Below are 13,892 nucleotides of genomic sequence, written 5' to 3' on the forward strand. Positions count from 1 at the left end.
GCCATGAGCCACGCCGACAACGCCGACCTGATCAACCGCCTCAAGCGCGCCCACGGGCACCTGGCCACCATCATCCGCATGGTCGAGGACGATCGCGACGCCCTGGAGATCGCCCAGCAGATGCAGGCCGTGCTCAAGGCGCTGGACAAGGCCAAGACGGTGCTGGTCAGCGACCATATCGAGCATCACCTGGAGGCCGTCGCCGGGCCCCTCTCGCGCGAGACCCGCGAGGAGCTGGCCCGGCTGGCCGCCCTGGCCAAGTACCTCTAGCGCCGCGGCCGGCGGCGCTCAGACGCCGTGATAGGCCCGATACCAGTCGACCAGCCTCGCCAGCCCCTCCTCGATCGAGACCTTGGGCGCGAAGCCGAAGTCGCGGCGGCCGGCCTCGATGTCGGCGTAGGTCGAGGGCACGTCGCCCGGCTGCATCGGCTGGTAGTCGATCACCGCCCGCTTGCCGATCACCTGCTGCAGCACCTCGACGAAGTGGGCCAGCTTCTCGGGCTTGTTGTTGCCGAGGTTGTAGACCCGGTGCGGCGGGTCGAGGTCGGCGCCCGGCGGCTTGTCCAGCACCGCCAGCACGCCGTCGACGATGTCGTCGACATAGGTGAAGTCGCGCCACATCTCGCCGTTGTTGAATACGGTGATCGGCTCGCCGGCGATGATCTTCTGGGTGAACATCCACGGGGCCATGTCGGGCCGCCCCCACGGCCCGTAGACCGTGAAGAACCGCAGGCCGGTGGTCGGCGTCCGATAGAGGTGGGCGTAGGTGCGGGCGATCATCTCGTCGGCGCGCTTGGTGGCGGCGTAGAGCGAATCCGGTTCGTCGGCGCGCAGGTCGGTCGAGAACGGCAGCGTCTTGCCGCTGCCATAGACCGACGACGAGCTGGCATAGACGAAATGGCGCAGGCCTTCGACCTGGCGCGCCAGCTCGGCCATGACCACGAAGCCCATGACGTTGGCCTGGACATAGGCGTAAGGATCGACCAGCGAATAGCGCACCCCCGCCTGGGCGGCGAGGTTGAGGATGTGGGTCAGGCCCGCGCAGTCGGGCGACAGCGCCGTCATCGCCTCGCGGTCGCTGATGTCGGCCTGGACGAAGCGGAAATTGGGATGGCCCCGCAGCCGCGCCAGCCGCGCCTCCTTCAGGCTGACCGGATAGTAGGAATTCAGGTTGTCGACGCCCAGAACCCGCGCGCCGGCCGCCAGCAGTCGGGCCGAGACCTCGGCCCCGATGAAGCCGGCCGCCCCGGTCACCATCACATACATGCACGTCTCCGCTCGTCCGCAGCCGGCATAGCCCAATTCGGGCCGCGGTTCACCCGTCGCCGCGCAGGACGCCGCCCTTCGTCGCGCCGTCGTCGTCGGCCAGGCTCTTCTCCATCCGATAGTTATGGATCGTCACGCCGCGCAGCATGAAGTCGCGCCGCTCCAGCGCGACGAACCCCTTGGCCGCGAACAGACGCCGGGCGGCCTCGCTGGCCTCGACGAACAGGCGGACCAGACCCCGACCGCGAGCGGCGGCTTCCAGACGATCGTAAATCGCCGAGGCGACGCCGCGCCCGATCATGTCCGGCCGGCAATAGAGGTGGTCGATATGGCCCGACGGCTCCAGGTCGCCATAGGCCAGGGGCCGATCCCGCGCGTCCACCGCCACAAGGACCAGCCGTCCGTCTATCGCCCGCGCCGCGAACGCCGCCGGGTCGGGCGGCGACGGCGACCAGGCCACGACCTGCTCTGGCCGGTAGTCGCCCAGAGCGCCCTGCCGCACGGCCGCGTGGAACAGCGCCGCCAGAGCGCCGGCGTCGCCTGGACGAAAAGGCCGGATGGTCGTTGCGACGGACATGCTTCTTGGCTAGGCGCGCGACCGCCGGCGATCAAGTCGCAGACCGCCGCCGCCCACGGCCGAAACCCCTTTTCGCCCGACGGCCGAATAGGCTAGGGAAGCCGGCGTGGCCCCGTAGCTCAGCAGGATAGAGCAGCGGTTTCCTAAACCGGAGGTCGGGTGTTCGAGTCACCCCGGGGTCGCCAGCATCTTTGGTCGGGTGTCGGCACAAGTTAGAACTGTCCTGATTCCAAGCTAAGACTGTCAACATTGCGACTTAATCGCATCTACATGCGAGCAGCCGCCTTGGGCGCTTCATGAGCACCCTAAGTCTGGAAACTGGGAAGCTTGAAGCTGACGATTTTTGAAGGCATACGCTTTCTACGGCCATTGGCCGCGGGACCATGGTCCTTGCCCCGCAAGGGGCGACGAAGCCCTGCCGCAGCGCCGGGCTTTTCATTTGTTGACGTCGTATTGCCCCGGCTCAACCATCTTGACGCCCGATAGGCGCCAGATGCGGACCTTAGCGCCGCTCCAAGAACGGGACGTTCAGCGCAGCGGAACTCGGCTGACCAAAACTCTAGAGCTCGGAGACAATCCGGCTCATCGCTCTGTCTCCGCGTCGATAACCAGGTCTCGGAGCTTGCGATGCGCTCTCGCTCACATACGCGGTGAAGGCCTCATCACAGCGCATGAGCTTCCAACCGCGCGGTTCATTGCTGTTGCTGCCGCCGCTCACCTGCCAGACTCGCATCAAAGGGTTTCCGTCGCGCGAGTAGCCCACCGCATGAACTTCCACACAGCGACTCCAACCGTCGTACCTTAGCTCCAGAACCTTGCCGGACCGGAGGGCCTGCGAAGCGGTTTCCATCCACACCCTTAGGACTTCCGGTTCGCCCGTTGGGTGAGCGCCGAAGCCGCCGCGCTCTTTTCCGCCGCTGTCGATTTGGGATCACGCAGGACACTAGAAGCTGCACTCGCGGCTGAACGGCTGGTTTGCTCAAGTTGGGTCGCCCGTTGAGTGAGCGTGGAGCCTGCAGCACTTTTCGCGGCCGCAGTCGCGTGCGGATCCCGCAATACCTTGGCCGCCTTGCTTGCGGCTGCCTTGCTAGACTGCTCTCGATTGGCCATAGCGCACCTCAGGATCAAAGCAGGAACATGGAGCAGCTAAGGCCATGCTTCAAGTGGCGGACCGATGTTCAGCCATAGCGATCTGCGCCAGAAGCCAGGAACTAGACGTTTATGAGCCGGGCGCCCTGATAGGCCTCTGCTCGTCGGCCTATCTTGCCGCCCAAGCATGTTGAAGCCGCGCACCAGTCGGTTCGCGCAACGTTTGAGCTTCCCTAAAGCTATCCGTCCCGGTTAAGTTGATCGGAGCTTTCGGGGGAGAGCGTGTTCCGATCCATTGCACTACCGACGCCGGCAGCGTCCCATCTGGTCACCAATCGTCGCGGCGAATATGCGATCCTGAACCAGGACGATCATCTCCTCTTGCGAGATGGCGCCATGCAGGGCGACCACCCCCGGTATGATGATCTTCTCGCGCTCGGCTTCATCGAGCGGCCCGGCCGCGGCGGCCAACTGATCGATAGCGCGGTAGTGTTCGCTGCAACTCGCATTGCCAATGCCCGAGGTCACGACGCCCCCCTTTATGCGTTCGAAAGCTACGGGCATGCCATCAAAACAAACGCTGTCCGTCGCTCCACCCCAATTATCCGTCATGGCGTCAAACTGCTGCGCCGCCCGAAGGTACTCGACCTTGGGCATTGTGAAGTTGCGCGGCTTCGAGAACGCAAAATTGTCGTCGTCTCACCGAACCGCAGTAAGTGCGACTTGGGCGAACTCTTCGTTGTCTGGCAGGTAGAGCGCCATAGCGTACCAGTCCGAAAACGAGGGCATGGCGACGTAGCTTAGGACATTCTTTGAGCGGCCGGTCGTTTGACGCACCGACGCGAGGGATTTGGCGGCCTCGGCCGCCAGCAGTTCGCCCGAGGCCTCGATCAAGGGTCGATTGTGGGTCCTGGTCGCCTCAAGGAGACGGCTGCGCAGCTGTTGCCCGGATCGCCACCATCCGTAACCCAAATATCCCGCAGCCGCTAATTCGCACACGACAATTAACGTCGTCGCGTAACCGATGAGGTGCAGCAATCGGATGAATCGAAGCTTCGCCATATTCCCCCTTGCTGGCATCGAAGCCCTGGAGTCCTCAGCGGTCAAGCAGAGGGGGCAAAGTCCGCAACGGGTCGGGACCCGACACTAGCCTGTAGCCGACTTGAGCCCCCGGCGCGGACAGCCTTAAGTTGGCATTGCCCCGCCGGGGACAGTCTTAAGTGGTTTCGGCTACGTGGTCGAAAGCGGCCGATTGAACGCTTTCAAGGAGTTAGCCGGTCAGCGTTCAGTCGCACCGACACCGGTTGCGTTCGCGCGGCCTTGGCGTCACTGAATTGAGCCGCGCGCAAGGGAGCCTCGGACATGATCACCGTCTTTGGCGAAGGCCGGGGGTTCCGGGTCGTCTGGCTGCTGGAGGAGATGGGGCTGGCCTACCGGCTGCGGCCGGTGGACCTGCTGGCGGGCGTCGAGAACGACCCGGAGTATCTGGCCGTCAATCCCGCCGGGTACATCCCGGCGCTCCAGGACGGCGACGTCACCATGGTCGAGTCGATCGCGATCATGGAGTACCTGATGGCCCGCCATGGGCCGACGCCGCTCGCGCCGGGCCCGCACGATCCCGCCTTTCCCGCGTACCAGCAATTCCTGCACCTGGGTGAAGCCGGCCTCGCCGCCTCGATGTACTTCGTCGTCGTCAGCCGCAATCTCGCGCCCGAAGCCGAGCGTGAGAACTGGGGCGCGCGCAAGGCGCTGGAAGTCTTCGAGAGCCGGCTGGGGCTGGTGACCCGGCGGCTCGCCCGCTCGCCCTATCTCGCGGGCGACGCCTTCACGGCGGCCGACATCTCGGTGACCTACGCCCTGGAGTTCGCCCAGAGAACCGGATGCTTCACCCTCGGCGAGCCGGAGCAGGCCTATGTGGCGCGCACCACCCGGCGCGAGGCCTACGGGCGGGCCATGCAGACTTGCCACGGCACGAGGGCGTGGGCCGCGGCGGCGGCCGGTCAGCGTTGAGCGCCCCCCGGCGGAACCCGGCCGGCGCGTTCGTCCTTGGGCTGGCGCGGCGGCGCGCCTAGCGTTCGACCTGGCCGACGTCGCGCACCGCGCCGCGCGCGGCGTTGGTGGTCAGGGCGGCGTAGGCGCGCAGGGCCGGCGAGACCTCGCGCTTGCGGCCGACCGGCTTCCAGGCCTCGGCGCCCCGGGCGGCCATGGCCGCGCGGCGCGCGGCGATGACCTCGTCGGACAGCTCCAGGCTGACGCCGCGGTTCGGGATGTCGATCAGGATCGGATCGCCGGTCTCGACCAGGGCGATCAGGCCGCCCTCGCCGGCTTCGGGCGAAACGTGGCCGATCGACAGGCCCGAGGTGCCGCCCGAGAAACGGCCGTCGGTGATCAGGGCGCAGGCCGCGCCCAGGCCCTTCGATTTCAGATAGCTGGTCGGGTACAGCATCTCCTGCATGCCCGGCCCGCCCTTGGGCCCCTCGTAGCGGATGACCACGACGTCGCCGGCCTGGACCTGGCCGCCCAGGATGCCGCTGACCGCGGCCTCCTGGCTGTCATAGACCCGGGCCGTCCCGCGGAAGGTCAGGATCGCGTCGTCCACCCCGGCGGTCTTCACGATGCAGCCCTCGGGCGCGAGGTTGCCGAACAGCACCGCCAGGCCGCCGTCCTTCGAGAACGGATGGCCGACCGAGCGGATGACCCCCGCCTCGCGGTCGAGATCGAGGCTTTCCCAGCGGGAGGCCTGGCTGAAGGCGACCTGGGTGGGCTTGCCCCCCGGCGCGGCGCGGAAGAATTCCCGGGCCGTCTGGTTGTCGGCGCGGCCGATGTCCCAGCGGGCCAGGGCGTCGGCCATGGTCCGGGCGTGGACGGTCGGCTGGCTGGCGTCGATCAGGCCGCCGCGCTCCAGCTCGCCCAGGATGGCCATGACGCCGCCGGCGCGGTGCACGTCCTCCATGTGGACGTCGCTCTTGGCCGGCGCGACCTTGCACAGGCAAGGCACCCGGCGCGACAGGCGGTCGATGTCCTCCATGCCGAATGCGATCCCGCCCTCCTGGGCGGCGGCCAGCAGGTGCAGCACGGTGTTGGTCGAGCCGCCCATGGCGATGTCGAGGCTCATGGCGTTTTCGAACGCCGCCCGGGTGGCGACGCCGCGCGGCAGGGCCGTCGGGTCGTCCTGCTCGTACCAGCGCTGGGCCAGGTCGACGATCAGGCGGCCGGCCTCGCGAAACAGGGCCTCGCGGTCGGCGTGGGTGGCCAGCACCGAGCCGTTGCCCGGCAGCGACAGGCCCAGGGCCTCGGTCAGGCAGTTCATCGAATTGGCGGTGAACATGCCCGAGCACGAGCCGCAGGTCGGACAGGCCGACCGCTCGACGCGGGCGACCTCCTCGTCGGTGTAGCGGTCGTCGGCCGCGACCACCATGGCGTCGACCAGGTCGACAGCGCGGATCTCGCCCTTCACCGTCACCTTGCCGGCCTCCATCGGGCCGCCCGAGACGAAGATCGCCGGGATGTTCAGGCGCATGGCGGCCATCAGCATGCCGGGCGTGATCTTGTCGCAGTTGGAGATGCACACCAGCGCGTCGGCGCAGTGGGCGTTGACCATGTATTCGACGCTGTCGGCGATCAGCTCGCGGCTGGGCAGCGAATAGAGCATGCCGCCGTGACCCATGGCGATGCCGTCGTCGACCGCGATGGTGTTGAACTCCTTGGCCACGCCGCCGGCCGCCTCGATCTCGCCGGCGACCAGCTGGCCGAGGTCCTTCAGGTGCACGTGGCCCGGCACGAACTGGGTGAAGCTGTTGGCCACGGCGATGATCGGCTTGCCGAAATCCTCGTCCTTCATGCCGGTGGCGCGCCACAGACCCCGGGCGCCGGCCATGTTGCGGCCGTGGGTGGAGGTTCGCGAGCGATAGGGAGGCATGGCGCGGCTCTCGACTTGAGGACGGCCGACCCTACGCCGCTTACGAACACCTCCAAAATATATTAATTCCGATCTATTAAGTCGTCAGAGATATCGAAATGGACCTTCGCCCCCTGCGCCACTTCGCCGCCGTCGCCGACACGCTGCACTTCGGCCGCGCCGCCGAACGGCTGGGGATGACCCAGCCGCCGCTGAGCCAGTCGATCATCAACCTGGAGCGGGACCTGGGCGCGCCGCTGTTCGTGCGCTCCAAGCGCAGCGTGCGGCTCAGCCCGCTGGGCGAGCAGTGGCTGCCCGAGGTGCTGGCCGCCCTGGCGGCGGTGGACGAGTTGCCGACCACCGCGCGGCGCCTGCGCGACGGCCGCACCGGCCTGCTCTCGCTCTCCTTCGTCAGCACGGCCGACTACAGCGTCCTGCCCGATCTGGTCAGCCGTTATTCCCAGGCCTTCCCGGACGTCGAGATCCGACTGGTCGAGGCCACCAGCGACGTCCAGATTCCGGCGCTGGCCGGCGCGGAGCGCCACGCCGGCATCATCATTCCGCCGCACGACCGGGCCCTGCCCGAACCCCTCGCCTACCGCCAGTTGGTCTCCGAGCCGTTGGTGGCGGCCGCCCCGGCGGCGTGGATCGAGGACGGCCGCCTGCCGGTCCGGAACGGCGTCGCCGCGCCCGAGGCGCTGCTCGACGCGCCGCTGATCCTGTTCCCCCGCAACGTCGCCCCCGCCTTCCACGATCTGGTCACCGGCTATTTCGACGCCCAGGGACGGCCGGCGCGGATCGTCCAGGAGGCGATCCAGATGCAGACCATCATCAGCCTGGTCTCGGCTGGCCTGGGCGTAGCGCTGGTCCCGGCCTCGCTGAGGAACCTGGCCCGGACCGGGGTCGGCTATCTGGACCTGGCCGATCCGCCGATCCTCGAGACCGGGCTGGCCTGGCGCCGCGACGACCAGACCCCGACGCTGCGCGGTCTCCTGCGCCTCGTCGGCGCGCGCGGCTAGCGCCGCTCGAGCTCCCTGAGGTAGGCGCAGAACATGTCGGCCAGGGCGTCGGCGTAGACCTCGATCTCCTGGCGCGATCGCGGGGTCTCCGAAAACCGCTTGCCCACCTGGCTGAGCGCGGCGGAGATCAGGCCGCCGGCCAGGGCGCGGGTCGCCTCGGGGGTCGTGGGCAGGGCCTCGCGCATGAAGGCCTCGATGATCGGGCCGCCCGCCACCCTCACCGCCCGCGCCTCGGGCGCGTCGCGATAGAGCGGCGCGGCGTCGTTGAGCGCCACGCGCATCTCGGCCTCCTCGCATTCCGACCGGACGAAGGCGTGGACCAGGGCGCGCAACCGCTCCAGCGGCGGTCTGTCCGCGTCCTCCAGGATGCGGCTCAGCATGGCGGTCGTGCGCCGCCACTCGTCGGTCTGGAGGCGGAAGAGGATCGCCGCCTTGTTCGGAAAATACTGATAGAGCGACCCGACGCTGACCCCGGCCTTCTCGGCCACCCGCGCCGTGGTGAAACGCTGCGCGCCCTCCTTGGCCAGAACCTGAACAGCGGCGTCAAGAATGGCGGTCACCAGGTCGGTCGAGCGGGCCTGCCGGGGCTGCTTTCTTGAAGAAATCTGGGGACTTGGGCGATCGGTCATGGCTGGGCGCGCCAATGCGAATAGGCGGACTGACGAATTAGTCGCATTTCTGAAGCCGGCGCAAGGACGCGCCGATCCAGACGGAAACCCCGCATGAACACCCTCACCTCCGCCCCGGTCGCGCCGCTGCTGGAGCGCCTGTTCCGGCAGGCCGGCCAGACCGACGCCGCCCTGCCCGCCATCTCCGCCGAAGAGCGCGAACGCCTGATGCGCAGCAAGACCGATTATCCCGACCTCTATGCGCGCCTGAAGGACCTGTCGCTCGCCGTCTCGCGCGAGACTGGCGCTCTGCTCTACATGCTGGCCCGCGCCTGCGGCGCGCGAGCCATCGTCGAGTTCGGGACCTCGTTCGGCGTCTCGACCCTGCACCTGGCCGCCGCCCTGCGCGACAACGGCGGCGGGCGGCTGATCACCACCGAGTTCGAGCCGTCCAAGGCGGCGCGGGCCCGGAACAACCTGACGGAGGCCGGCCTGATCGACCTAGTCGAAATCCGCGAGGGCGACGCCTTGCAGACCCTGGCGACCGACCTTCCCGAACGCATCGACCTGCTGCTGCTCGACGGCGCCAAGGCGCTCTATCCCGAAATCCTCGACCGGGTGGAGGCCCGCCTGCGGCCCGGCGCCCTGATCGTGGCCGACAACGCCGACCACAGCCCCGACTATCTGGCCCGGGTGCGCTCGCCCGCCGGCGGCTACATGTCCACGCCGTTCGCCGAGGACGTCGAGCTGTCCATGCGGATCGGCTGAGGCGGCTGGCGGCGGCGGTCGTCAGGGAATCTAAAAGTCCACCGAACCAATCTGAATTGAAACCGCGCCTTGGGCGACGTCCCCTGCGGGCTCCGATCCAGCTCGTCGAAGGCCCTTCCATGTCCGATCCCGCCCGCGCCGTCTCCATCGCCCGCCCCGACGAGCCGGAGTTGCAACGGCGGCATCTTCTTCTCGGCCTCGGCGGCGGGGCCGCCGTCGCCACGGCGATCGCCGCGGCCGCTCCGGCCAAGGCCGAAGAGGCCGCCTCGGTCCCGCCGCCGGCCCGGCAGCCGCGGCCGCCGGCCGGCGGCAAGAGCCCTTGGGGATACGAGACCTTCAAGCAGGCCACGCCGCGCCCCGCCTCGGTGCGCCCGGGCGAAGCGCCGACGCCGGCGAAACCGCGCCCCTACACGGCGATCAAGAGCTATCACGCCCACGTCTATTTCGACGAGGACACCTACGAGAAGGCGGCGCTGCTGCGGACCTGGGTGGCCGAACGGTTCCTGGTCGAGCTGGGCGACTGGAACCTCGTTCCCCGCGGCCCGCACGTGACGCCGTCCTTCTATTTCGGCTTCACCAACGACCTGCTGCACGTGATCCTGCCCTGGCTGCAGCTCAACAGCCTGGGCCTGACCATCCTGCTGCACCCCAATACGGACGATCCGCGTTCGGATCATCTCTACTACACCGCCTGGATCAACCGCTCCCAGCCCGTCGACGCCTACCGCATGACCAGTCCGGGGGCCGGCGAGCCGCCGGTCGAACTGATCTATCCCAACACCCGGCCGATCATCCCGGTCGAAACGGCCTGACCGCGCCGGAAGGCCGACCGGGGAGATCACCGGCCGGCGACCGGGGTCGCGATTAATTCGTTGCAATCTATGGTGATTTTTCCAGCGGACCACCAGAGCACGGTGGCGGGCTCGCGGGATAGATGCTTGCCTACCCGTACAGGGACAGGCCGGGAATCATAGAAAGCCGATCATGAACGAGCCTTTGGGGGGACGGCTGAATCGCCGGGACCTGATCCGGACGGCCGGCGCGCCGGCGGCGGCCATGGCGCTGTCGGCCAGCGGCCTGGAGGCGCTGGCCGCACCGCCATCGCCATCAGAGGCGGACGCATGGCGGGCCCAGCCGTCCCGTCCGGTCCTGCGCGAGGACAAGGTGGTCCCGAACGGCGCGGTGCGGCTGGGCGGCACGCTGTTCCTGCCCGAGGGCGGCCGCAGGCTGGGCGCGGTCGTCGCCCTGCACGGCGCCTCGTCGCCGCTGCGCGCCTCGCCGCTCTACCGCCACCTGACCGAAATCCTGCCGGCGCTCGGCATGGCCGTCTTCATCTACGATCGGCGCGGTTCGGGCCAGTCCAACGGCGATCGCGGCGCGGCCAGCTTCGACGACCTGGCCGACGACGGGATCGCCGCCGTCGAGATGCTGCGGCGGGACCCCAGGATCGACCCCGAGCGCATCGGGGTCTGGGGCCTGAGCCAGGGCGGCTGGCTGTCGGTGCTGGCGGCCAGCCGCAGCCCGCACGTCAGGTTCGCCGTGGCGGTCTCGGCGCCGGTGGTCACCGCCGACGTGCAGATGCTGTTCTCGTCGACCAACACCTTGCGCGTGTTCGGCTATTCCCAGGCCGACATCGACCAGATGACGGCCGCCCGCAGGGCGGTGGACGACTATATGCGCGGGACCGGCGACCGCGCCGCCGCCCAGCGCGCCGTCGACGCCGCCAAGGGCCGTCCGTGGTTCCGCTACCTCTACATGGGCGAGACCGTGCGCGACCGCGAGGTTTCGCAGTGGCGGCGGGAGATCGAGCATGACCCGTTGGCCGCCTTGCAGAAGGTGAAGGTCCCGATCCTGGTGATGTACGGCGCGACCGATCCGGTCGTGCCGGTGGCCATCTCGGTCGAACGCCTGGCCAGGATCGCGCCGCGACATCCCCACATGCGGGTGGTGGTGATCGCCGGCGCCGACCACGGCATGCAGACTGACATGCCGCCCCGCGACCTGCTGGACCCGGCGCACGCCGACGACGAAAGGCCCAACTCCGCCGAATACTTCGCCGTCCTGGCGCAATGGCTCGCGACGCGGCGGCTGACCGGCCCGGCGTGAGCGGGCGACGGCCCGGCCGCTTCGCGACCTGAACCGCGCGCCCATGGCGGCATGTCTCACCATGATGGGCTTGACCGCCGCCCCATCACGCAACATATGATGTTGCATGAAACGCGACAGCCGATTGTCGGGCGTGCTCCACGTCCTGCTGCACATGGCCGAACAGGACGGTCCGACGACGTCGGAGGTGCTGGCCAAGGCCATGACCACCCATCCGGTGGTGATCCGGCGGATCATGGCCGGCCTGCGCGACCACGGATACGTCCGCTCCGAGAAGGGGCACGGCGGCGGCTGGACGCTGGCCTGCGACCTTGCCGCCGTCACCCTGCGTGACGTCCACGCCGCGCTGGGCGGCCCGTCGCTGCTGGCCATGGGCAACCGGACCGAAGCGCCGGGCTGCCTGGTCGAGCAGGCGGTGAACGCCGCCCTCGACCAGGCCTTCCGAGACGCGGAGGCGCTGCTGCTCTCCCGTCTCGGCGACGTGACGCTGGCCATGCTCAGCGCCGACTTCCACCGCCGCCTGGTCGCCCGGGGCGGCCCCCATGACCTGGAGACCGTTCATGCCGCATGACGCCGCCGCCTTGGACACGCTGCTGGCCCCCTTCTCCGACCCGCAGGCCGTCGCCCGCTACGCCGAAGGGCCGCCGCGTTTCGTGCCCGGCTTCTCCGACCTGCACCGCATGGCCGCCGTCCTGCTCGCCGAGCGCGCGCCCGGGGACGCGCGCGTGCTGGTCCTGGGGGCCGGCGGCGGGCTGGAGCTGAAGGCGTTCGCCGAGGCCCAGCCGGGCTGGACGTTCGACGGCGTCGACCCCGCCGCCGAAATGCTGCGGCAGGCCGAACGGACGCTGGGGCCGCTGGCCCCGCGCGCGCGGCTGCTCCAGGGCTATATCGACGACGCGCCCGAAGGCCCCTATGACGCGGCGACCTGCCTGCTGACCCTGCACTTCCTGGGCCGCGAGGAGCGGCTGCGCACGGCGGTCGAGATCCGCCGCCGCCTCAAGCCCGGCGCGCCGTTCGTGGCCGCCCACTCCAGCTTCCCCCAGACGCCCGACCAACGGGAACGCTGGCTGTCGCGGTACGCCGCCTTCGCGGTGGCCTCCGGCGCCGACCCCGACAAGGCCGAGAGCGCCCGCGCGGCGGTCGAGGCGCACCTGAACCTGCTCAGCCCCGAAGAGGACGAGGCGATCCTGCGCGAGGCGGGGTTCTCGGGCGTCAGCCCGTTCTACGCCGCCTTCACCTGGCGCGGCTGGGCGGCCTACGCCTGACGCTCCGCCGAGCCCGGTCTCGGTCCCGGCCTCAGCCGCCGCGAAAGACCGCCTCGATGTTGTCGCCGTCCGGGTCCAGCACGAATGCAGCGTGCTGCCTGACGCCGTCCGGCTCCCGAAGACGCCGCCCGCGCCTCGCCCTACTGGAACCCCCGCGACGGCGGAAAGCGCAAGGGCCGCCACGCGAATTCAACCCAGATTAATGAAGTCGATCATATCAATCTTGGATTGCGCAGCTCGAGGGCAAGCCGTGACCTACAGATCCTTCGCGACGGCGGGCGTCCTTCTCGCCGCCGTCGCCGTCGCGCCGACCTGGGCCGCGACGGCCTCTGGCCTCGCCCCGGACGCGCGGCGGTGCGCAAACGTCGCGCCCGTCCAGACCGCCGAGCGCCTGAAGGCGGCGCCGGGCGAGATCGAGGCGGTGATGCAGGCCTATTTCGCCGCCGTCGCCAACCCGGCCGGCCTGAACGACCTCTTCCAACCCTCCGCCGGGGCCGGCCTGATGAACGCCTCGGGCCAGGTCCTCAAGGCCGGCGCGGTCCGCGACCCATGGGCGCCGGACGCCGCCGCGCGGTTCAGGCCGCGGCGCTCCCACGCCCTGAGCCAGTTGGTCGTCGCCGCCGACGGCCGAACCGCCCGGGGAACTTGGAAGGCGCTGCGCGAGAAGCCGACCAATCCCGGGGTGGTCGAGGAGCTCGCCTATGTCGCGGACTTCGAGGTCAAGGACTTCCTGGCCCAGGAGTGGCGCATCTGGCGCATCCGCACCTATGCGCCGGCCGAGGCGCCCGCGCCCACACCGGTTCATTGCCACCGCAGCCAGCTGCCGCCGCTGTGGTGAACGCCGGCGGCGCTCACGCCAGCGGGTCGACCGTGAAGAACTCGTAGCTGTTGCCGTCGGCGTCCCAGACATAGACCCCGCGTCCGCCGTTCAGGCGGTTGATCGCCCCGTCCCGCGAGAACGGCCCCGAGCCGTGGGCGAGGCCGCCCTCAACCGCCCGGCCCAGGATCGCGTCGAACCGCGCCTCGTCGACCACAAAGGCGAAATGGCCGAACACGAAGGGGCCCTCGTCATAGAAATCGAGGGTCAGCCGCTCGTTGACGCGCACCGCCATGAACGGCCCCGAGGGCCAGGCGGGCGGGGCGTCGATCAGGCCGGCCAGGAAATGCGCCGCCGCCCGCCGGTCGGAACAGCGGACGATGGCGTGGTTGAGGTCGATGGTCATCCGCCCTCCTCGCCGGGGCCTGGAAGAGCGCCCGGGGAAATTAAATATACATATAGCAGATGTGGACGGCCCC

The 13,892-nt window shown here is 69.2% G+C and carries 16 protein-coding genes and 1 tRNA gene; 10 read left to right on the plus strand and 7 right to left on the minus strand.

Translation table 11 applies throughout. The features are described 5' to 3' along the window. The first annotated feature begins 3 nt into the window (after window positions 1-3). Window positions 4-270, plus strand: a complete 267-nt coding sequence (locus tag C5708_RS08855; RefSeq protein WP_121449783.1) for a metal-sensing transcriptional repressor — start codon at window positions 4-6, stop codon at window positions 268-270. A gap of 18 nt (window positions 271-288) precedes the next feature. On the opposite strand, the gene C5708_RS08860 is transcribed toward C5708_RS08855, so the two are convergent. Continuing rightward, window positions 289-1,266, minus strand: coding sequence for an SDR family NAD(P)-dependent oxidoreductase (locus C5708_RS08860; RefSeq protein ID WP_242920092.1), 978 nt, complete (start codon window positions 1,264-1,266; stop codon window positions 289-291). A 49-nt stretch (window positions 1,267-1,315) separates the two neighbouring features. Continuing rightward, window positions 1,316-1,843, minus strand: coding sequence for a GNAT family N-acetyltransferase (locus C5708_RS08865; RefSeq protein WP_242920094.1), 528 nt, complete (start codon window positions 1,841-1,843; stop codon window positions 1,316-1,318). Window positions 1,844-1,951: 108 nt separating this feature from the next. Between C5708_RS08865 and C5708_RS08870 the strand changes: the two genes are divergently transcribed. Further along, window positions 1,952-2,028 (plus strand) — tRNA-Arg (locus C5708_RS08870). 1,204 nt (window positions 2,029-3,232) lie between these two features. On the opposite strand, the gene C5708_RS08875 is transcribed toward C5708_RS08870, so the two are convergent. Both C5708_RS08875 and C5708_RS08880 read right to left on the minus strand, forming a co-directional pair. Further along, window positions 3,233-3,589, minus strand: a complete 357-nt coding sequence (locus C5708_RS08875; RefSeq protein WP_242920096.1) for a hypothetical protein — start codon at window positions 3,587-3,589, stop codon at window positions 3,233-3,235. Window positions 3,590-3,631: 42 nt separating this feature from the next. Further along, window positions 3,632-3,994: a hypothetical protein gene (locus tag C5708_RS08880; RefSeq protein ID WP_242920098.1), complete on the minus strand. Its 363-nt coding sequence runs from the start codon at window positions 3,992-3,994 to the stop codon at window positions 3,632-3,634. Between the two features lie 300 nt (window positions 3,995-4,294). Between C5708_RS08880 and C5708_RS08885 the strand changes: the two genes are divergently transcribed. Further along, window positions 4,295-4,942 carry a glutathione S-transferase family protein gene (locus C5708_RS08885; protein ID WP_242920100.1) on the plus strand — a complete coding sequence of 216 codons (648 nt, stop codon included), beginning with the start codon at window positions 4,295-4,297 and terminating at the stop codon, window positions 4,940-4,942. A gap of 58 nt (window positions 4,943-5,000) precedes the next feature. Here the strand turns inward: C5708_RS08885 and ilvD are convergent, their stop codons facing one another. Then, a complete protein-coding gene (ilvD, locus tag C5708_RS08890; protein WP_242920102.1) occupies window positions 5,001-6,851 on the minus strand; it encodes a dihydroxy-acid dehydratase in 1,851 nt (616 codons plus the stop codon). A gap of 98 nt (window positions 6,852-6,949) precedes the next feature. Between ilvD and C5708_RS08895 the strand changes: the two genes are divergently transcribed. Further along, entirely contained in the window at window positions 6,950-7,849 is a 900-nt protein-coding gene (locus C5708_RS08895; protein WP_242920104.1) for a LysR family transcriptional regulator, read from the plus strand. Here C5708_RS08895 and C5708_RS08900 read toward each other — a convergent pair. After that, window positions 7,846-8,478: a TetR family transcriptional regulator gene (locus C5708_RS08900; RefSeq protein WP_242920106.1), complete on the minus strand. Its 633-nt coding sequence runs from the start codon at window positions 8,476-8,478 to the stop codon at window positions 7,846-7,848. The genes C5708_RS08895 and C5708_RS08900 overlap by 4 nt on opposite strands. A gap of 93 nt (window positions 8,479-8,571) precedes the next feature. On the opposite strand from C5708_RS08900, the gene C5708_RS08905 reads away from it, so the two are divergent. The 6 genes from C5708_RS08905 (at window position 8,572) to C5708_RS08930 (ending at window position 13,434) form a co-directional block, all read left to right on the plus strand. Next, window positions 8,572-9,225, plus strand: a complete 654-nt coding sequence (locus C5708_RS08905) for an O-methyltransferase (protein WP_242920108.1) — start codon at window positions 8,572-8,574, stop codon at window positions 9,223-9,225. Between the two features lie 119 nt (window positions 9,226-9,344). Further along, entirely contained in the window at window positions 9,345-10,037 is a 693-nt protein-coding gene (locus tag C5708_RS08910) for a DOPA 4,5-dioxygenase family protein (protein WP_242920110.1), read from the plus strand. 172 nt (window positions 10,038-10,209) lie between these two features. Further along, window positions 10,210-11,331: an alpha/beta fold hydrolase gene (locus C5708_RS08915; RefSeq protein WP_242920112.1), complete on the plus strand. Its 1,122-nt coding sequence runs from the start codon at window positions 10,210-10,212 to the stop codon at window positions 11,329-11,331. Window positions 11,332-11,437: 106 nt separating this feature from the next. Further along, window positions 11,438-11,902 carry an Rrf2 family transcriptional regulator gene (locus C5708_RS08920; RefSeq protein WP_242920114.1) on the plus strand — a complete coding sequence of 155 codons (465 nt, stop codon included), beginning with the start codon at window positions 11,438-11,440 and terminating at the stop codon, window positions 11,900-11,902. Next, window positions 11,874-12,596, plus strand: coding sequence for a class I SAM-dependent methyltransferase (locus tag C5708_RS08925; protein ID WP_242920122.1), 723 nt, complete (start codon window positions 11,874-11,876; stop codon window positions 12,594-12,596). Before C5708_RS08920 ends, C5708_RS08925 begins: the two co-directional genes overlap by 29 nt. A gap of 250 nt (window positions 12,597-12,846) precedes the next feature. Further along, window positions 12,847-13,434 carry a nuclear transport factor 2 family protein gene (locus C5708_RS08930; RefSeq protein WP_242920124.1) on the plus strand — a complete coding sequence of 196 codons (588 nt, stop codon included), beginning with the start codon at window positions 12,847-12,849 and terminating at the stop codon, window positions 13,432-13,434. Window positions 13,435-13,447: 13 nt separating this feature from the next. Here C5708_RS08930 and C5708_RS08935 read toward each other — a convergent pair whose 3' ends face one another. Continuing rightward, window positions 13,448-13,819 (minus strand): hypothetical protein, encoded by a 372-nt coding sequence (locus tag C5708_RS08935; protein WP_242920126.1) that lies wholly within the window; start codon window positions 13,817-13,819, stop codon window positions 13,448-13,450. Between the last annotated feature and the right edge of the window lie 73 nt (window positions 13,820-13,892).

Origin of the sequence: Caulobacter sp. CCUG 60055, assembly GCF_022750545.1 — a bacterium.
Taxonomy (GTDB): Bacteria; Pseudomonadota; Alphaproteobacteria; order Caulobacterales; family Caulobacteraceae; genus PUIC01.